Origin of the sequence: Myxococcus qinghaiensis, from assembly GCF_024198215.1 — a bacterium.
GTDB classification, from domain to species: Bacteria; Myxococcota; Myxococcia; order Myxococcales; family Myxococcaceae; genus Myxococcus; species Myxococcus qinghaiensis.
Genome location: NZ_JAKCFA010000058.1, coordinates 1 through 6,047 on the forward strand (window position 1 = coordinate 1; position 6,047 = coordinate 6,047).

The following is a 6,047-nucleotide window of genomic DNA, read 5'->3' on the forward strand; positions in this document are numbered from 1 at the left end:
CTTCCGCATCGAGCTCGGTGAAGTCGAAGCCGCCCTCCTGCTCAACCCCTCCGTCCATCAGGCCGTCGCCACCGTCCGCACGGAGGCCATGGGCGACAAGCGCCTCGTCGCCTACGTCGTCGCCGACTCCGACGACACCATCGACGTCCTCGCCCTGCGCGAGTCGCTGAAGCTGCGCCTGCCCGAGCACATGGTGCCGTCCGTCATCGCCGTGCTCGATGCGCTCCCCCTCACGCCCAACGGCAAGGTGGACCGCAACGCGCTGCCCTCGCCCGACGCGTCGCTCTCCGCTCCAGTCCGCGAGTACGTCGCGCCCAGGACTCAGGCCGAGGTCCAGATCGCCGCCCTCTGGGCCGAGCTGCTCCATGTCGAGCGCGTGGGTATCGACGACGACTTCTTCGAGCTGGGGGGTCACTCCCTGCTCGCCACGCAGTCGGTGTCTCGCCTCCAGGCCGCCTTCGGCGTGGACGTGCCGCTGAGGGAGCTGTTCGAGGCCCCCACGGTGGCGAAGCTGGCCGCGCGACTCGAAGCGCTCGCTCAGGCGGGCGTGGGTGTGGCACGGGCGCCGGAGCTGGTGCCGGTGCCGCGCACGGGCGAGCTGCCGCTGTCCTTCGCGCAGCGGCGGCTGTGGTTCCTGGATCAGCTCGAGCCGGGCACCGCGCTCTACAACCTGCCCGCCGCCCTCCGGCTGGACGGCGTGGTGGACGTCTCCGCCCTGGAGCAGGCCTTCGGCGCGCTGGTGCGGCGTCACGAGCCCCTCCGGACCACGTTCCCCGCGAACGCCCAGGGCAGCCCGAGGCAGGCCATCGCCGACGCGGTGGAGCTGAAGCTCACGCGGGTGGACCTGTCCTCCATGCCCGCGGAGCAGCGTGAAGACGAGGCGCGCCGCCTGTCGCTCCTGGAGGCGCAGCGACCCTTCGACCTGGCCCGAGGCCCGCTGCTGCGCGTGACGCTGCTCCATCTGGACGAGCGGGTGCACGTGCTGCTGCTGACGATGCACCACATCGTCTCCGACGGATGGTCCACCGGGGTGTTGGTGCGCGAGGCCGCGGAGCTGTACACCGCCCTCCGCGAGGGACGTCCCGCGTCCCTGCCGGAGCTGCGCGTGCAGTACGCCGACCACGCCGCCTGGCACCATCAGTGGCTGGAGGCCGGTGAGCTGGAGCGTCAGCTCACGTACTGGATGACCCAGCTCGCGGGCTCGAACCATGTGCTCGCGCTGCCGACGGACCGCCCTGTTCCGGCGATGCAGACCCAGGCCGGTTCGACGCACCCCGTGCGCCTGTCCCCGGCGGTGTCGTCCGCGGTGACGACCTTCGGTCAGCGCATGGGCGCCACGCCGTTCATGGTGCTGCTCGCCGCGTTCGAGGCGCTGATGTACCGCGCCACGGGTCAGGACGATGTGCTTGTCGGCTCGCCGGTGGCCGGTCGCAACCATCCAGAGACCGAGGGCCTCATCGGCGTGTTCATCAACACGCTCGTCCTCCGTGGGCGCATGTCCGGGGACATGACGTTCCGCGCGCTCGTCGAGCAGGCGCGCGAGACGGCGCTCGGCGCGCTCACGCACCAGGACGTCTCGTTCGATCAACTGGTGGAGGAGCTGCAGCCCGCGCGCAGCCTGAGCCACTCGCCGCTGTTCCAGGTGATGTTCGCGCTGCAGAACACGCCCGTGCCCTCGCTGTCGGTGTCGGAGCTGAGCTTCACTTCGGCGGACGTGGACGCGGGCATCGCGAAGTACTCCCTGTCCCTCGTCCTCCAGGAGACGCCGGACGGGATCATGGGCGGCTTCGAGTACAACACCGACCTGTTCGACCTGGAGACCATCCAGGCCATGACGGGCCACTTCACGCGCCTGGTCGAAGCGGCGGTGACCACACCGGACCTCACGCTCTCCGCGCTGCCCCTGCTCTCCACCGAGGAGCGGCAGCGGCTGGTGGTGGAGTGGAACGACACCCGCTCCGACCATCCGCGCGACACGTCTGTCTTCGCGTGGTTCCAGTCGCGCGCGGCCCTGAGTCCCGAGGCCGTGGCCCTGGAGTGGAGCGACGGGCAGCTCACGTATCGCGAGCTGGAGCGGAAGGCGCTCGCGCTGGCGGAGGTGCTGCGTCAGCGAGGCGTCAGGCCCGAGGTGCGCGTGGGTCTGTTCGCGCGCCGCTCACCGGAGATGGTCGCCGGAGTCCTCGGCATCCTCGCGTCAGGTGGCGTCTGGGTCCCGATTGATCCTTCCTCGCCGTCCGAGCGACTGGCGATGATGCTCGACGACACCGCGCCCACAGTCGTCCTGACGCAGCGCTCGCTGCGCGAGGCCCTGCCCGCGGGGACGATGGGTGTCCTGGTGCTCGAAGAGGTGTTGGCGTCCGAGCCGGTGGCGAGCAGCGCCTTCACGGCGCCGGCCATGTCCTCCGAGTGCGCGGCGTACATCCTCTTCACGTCCGGCTCGACGGGACGCCCCAAGGGCGTGGTGGTGCCGCATCGCGCCCTGGCCCGCCACACGGCTTGGTTCAGCACGAACCTGGGCCTGGGCCCGAGTGATTCCGTGCTCCAGAAGACGGCCCCGGGCTTCGACGCCGTGGTGCCGGAGCTCCTCTCCACGCTGGTCAGCGGTGCGCGGCTGGTGCTGCCGCCCGCGGCGGCGGACCTGGACATGGACGCGCTGCTGACGGTGCTCGCGCACCGGCGGGTGACGGTGCTCCAGCTCGTCCCCTCGCAGCTCAGCCTCTTCATCGAGGCCGAGCGCCTGGAGCGCGCCTCGGATCTGCGCGTGCTGGTGTCCGGCGGTGAAGCGCTGTCGGCCGAGCTGGCGCGGCGCCTCCGCGCTCAGTGGCCGGCGACGCGGCTGGTCAACTGCTACGGCCCCACGGAGACGGCGGTCGACGCCACGTCCTGGACGGTGAGCGGCCCCATCCAGGGAGCCACCGCGCCCATCGGCGGACCGATTGGCGACACGCAGGTGTACGTGTTGGATGTGCATGGGCAGGTGGTGCCCGTGGGTATCACCGGAGAGCTGTTCATCGGCGGCGAGGGCGTGGCACGCGGCTACGTCGGCCAGCCGGCGATGACGGCCGAGCGCTTCGTCCCGGATGCCTTCTCCTCCGTGCCCGGCGCCCGGCTCTACCGCACGGGAGACCAGGCCCGCTGGCGTCACGACGGGGTGCTGGAGTTCCTCGGCCGCGCGGACGACCAGGTGAAGGTGCGCGGCTACCGCATCGAGCTGGCCGAAATCGAGTCCGCCCTGCTCGCGCACCCCGAGGTGCGTGAGGCGGTGGTGCTCGTCCGCGAGGACCGCCCTGGCGACAAGCGCCTGGTGGGCTACGTCGTGGGTGCGGCTTCGCTGGAGGCCCCCGCGCTGCGAGCGTTCATCGCCCAGCGTCTGCCCGAGTACATGGTCCCGTCCGCGCTGCGGATGATGGACGCGCTGCCCCTCACCGCGAACGGCAAGGTGGACCGCAAGGCCCTGCCCGTGCCGGAGCAGTCGTGGCTCACGGAGGACGCGTCCCAGGCCACGCCGGGCACGCCCACCGAGGAGCTGCTCGCGGGCCTGTTCGCCCAGGTGCTCGGGGTGCCGGGTGTCAGCACCACCGTCAGCTTCTTCGAGCTGGGCGGACATTCGCTGCTCGCCACGCAGCTCGTCTCGCGCGTGCGGTCGGCGTTCCAGGTCGAGTTGCCCCTGCGCGACCTGTTCGAGTCGCCGACGGTCCACCTGCTGGCCCAGCGCATCGACGCCGCCCTGAGCGCGGGTGCCAAGCTCCAGAGGCCGCCGCTCGCCGCGATTCCGCGCGAGGGTGACGCGCCCCACGCGTTCGTGCAGTCCTTCGCGCAGCAGCGCCTGTGGTTCCTGGACCAGTTGGAGCCGGGCAGCCCGTCGTACAACATGCCCATCGCGCTGCGGTTGGAGGGCGTGGTGGACACGAGCGCGCTGGAGCGAGCCTTCACGGAAGTGGTCCGGCGCCATGAGGTGCTGCGCACCACGTTCCGCGCGGGACCCAAGCAGCTCGTCCACGCGCCGATGCCCGTGTCGGTGCCCGTGGTGGAGCTGTCCGGCCTCGACGAGGCGGAGCTTCAGCGGCGCGTCGATGAAGAGGCGCGTCGGCCCTTCAACCTCGCGCACGGCCCGCTGCTGCGCATCACCCTGCTGCGGCTGGGTGAGCAGCGGCACGTGCTGCTGCTGACGATGCACCACATCATCTCGGACGGTTGGTCCATCGATGTGCTCGTGCGTGAGACGGCCGCGCTCTACGCGGCGTTCTCCTCGGGCCAGCCGTCGCCGCTGCCCGAGTTGTCGATTCAATACGCGGACTACGCCACGTGGCAGCGGACCTGGCTCCAGGGCGAAGCGCTCGACACGCAGATCTCCTGGTGGAAGGAGCACCTCGCTGGCGTGGCTCCGCTGCTGGAGCTGCCCACCGACTTCCCGCGTCCGGCGGTGCAGGGTTTCCGAGGCGCGAGCGTCTCGCGCATCCTGCCGCGGCAGCTCGTCGACTCACTCCACACGCTGTGCCGTCGTGAGGGCACCACCCTGTTCATGGCCCTGATGGCGGGCCTCCAGGCCGTCCTGTCTCGCTACTCCGGCCAGGAGGACTTCGTCATCGGCACCGGTATCGCCAACCGGAACCAGGCGGAGACCGAGGGCCTCATCGGCTTCTTCATCAACCAGCTCGCTCTGCGCGCGCGGTTGGGTGGCAACCCGTCCTTCCGCGAGCTGCTCGGGCGCGTGAGGAAGGACACGCTGGGCGCCTACGCGCACCAGGACCTGCCGTTCGAGGAGCTGGTCAAGGCCGTCAACCCCGAGCGGAGCCTCGCTCACGCGCCGCTCTTCCAGGTGGCGATGGTGTTCCAGAACCAGCCCGAGGCCGAGCTGAAGGTTCCGGGCCTCACGTTCCACCTCCAGCCGTCCAACACGGGCACGGCGCGGCTCGACCTCACCCTCGCCCTCCAGGAGACAGCGCAGGGCCTGGGTTGCAGCATCGAGTACCGCACCGACCTCTTCACGGCGGAGACCGTCGACAGGCTGCTGGTCCACCTCGGCGCGCTGCTCGAAAACGCGGCGGCCAGGCCCGAGGTTCCGCTCTCCACGCTGTCCCTGCTCTCGGAGACCGAGCAGCGACAGGTCCTCGTGGAGTGGAACGACACGGCACGGGACTTCCCCCGCGAGTCCACCGCGCACGCGCTCTTCGAGGCCCAGGCCGCGCGCACGCCGGACGCCACCGCGCTGCGCTTCGAGGGCGAGTCGCTCACCTACGCCCAGCTCGACGCTCGCGCCAACCGCCTCGCGAACCACCTGCGCTCGCTCGGAATCAGGGCCGAGGTCCCCGTCGCGCTCTGCCTGGAGCGCTCGCTGGACCTCGTCGTCTCCATCCTCGCCATCCTCAAGGCTGGCGGAGCCTGGGTCCCGCTCGATCCTTCGTACCCCGTCGAGCGGCTCTCGTTCATGCTCCGTGACTGCGCCGCTCCCGTGCTCGTCACGACGGAGGACATCGCCGACGAGCTACCCACGAGCGCGCAACAACTCGTGTTGCTCGACGTCGACGCGAGCTTCATCGCCGCGCAGCCCGAGTCCGCTCCGGTCTCCGGCACCTCCGCCGACAACCTCGCCTACGTCATCTACACCTCCGGCTCCACCGGCACTCCCAAGGGCACCCTCCTCCAGCACCGCGGCCTCTCCAACACCGCCCTCACCGCCGGCCGCGCCCACGGCTTCACGCCCTCTTCCCGCGTCCTCCAGTACGCCGCCTTCGGCTTCGACGCCTCCGTCGCTGAAATCTTCGGCGCTCTCCTCGCCGGCTCCACCCTCGTCCTCGCTCCTCGCGAGCGCCTCCTCCCGGGCGCTCCCCTCCGCGACTTGCTCCGCGACGAGTCCATCTCCGCCGTCACCCTCACTCCCTCCGTCCTCGCCCAGATGCGCCCCGAGGACCTCCCCTCTCTCCAAACCCTCATCTCCGCCGGTGAGGCCTGCTCTCCCGAGCTCGTCCAGCGCTGGGGCTCCCGCCTCCGCCTCCTCAACGCCTACGGCCCCACCGAAGTCACCGTCTGCGCCTCCATCTCCGAGC

The 6,047-nt window shown here is 70.8% G+C and carries 1 protein-coding gene; it reads left to right on the forward strand.

Annotated features, from left to right (window positions below; genetic code table 11):
• Window positions 1-6,047: non-ribosomal peptide synthetase (locus LZ199_RS45685; protein WP_254000145.1), on the forward strand; the 6,047-nt coding region annotated here is incomplete at both ends.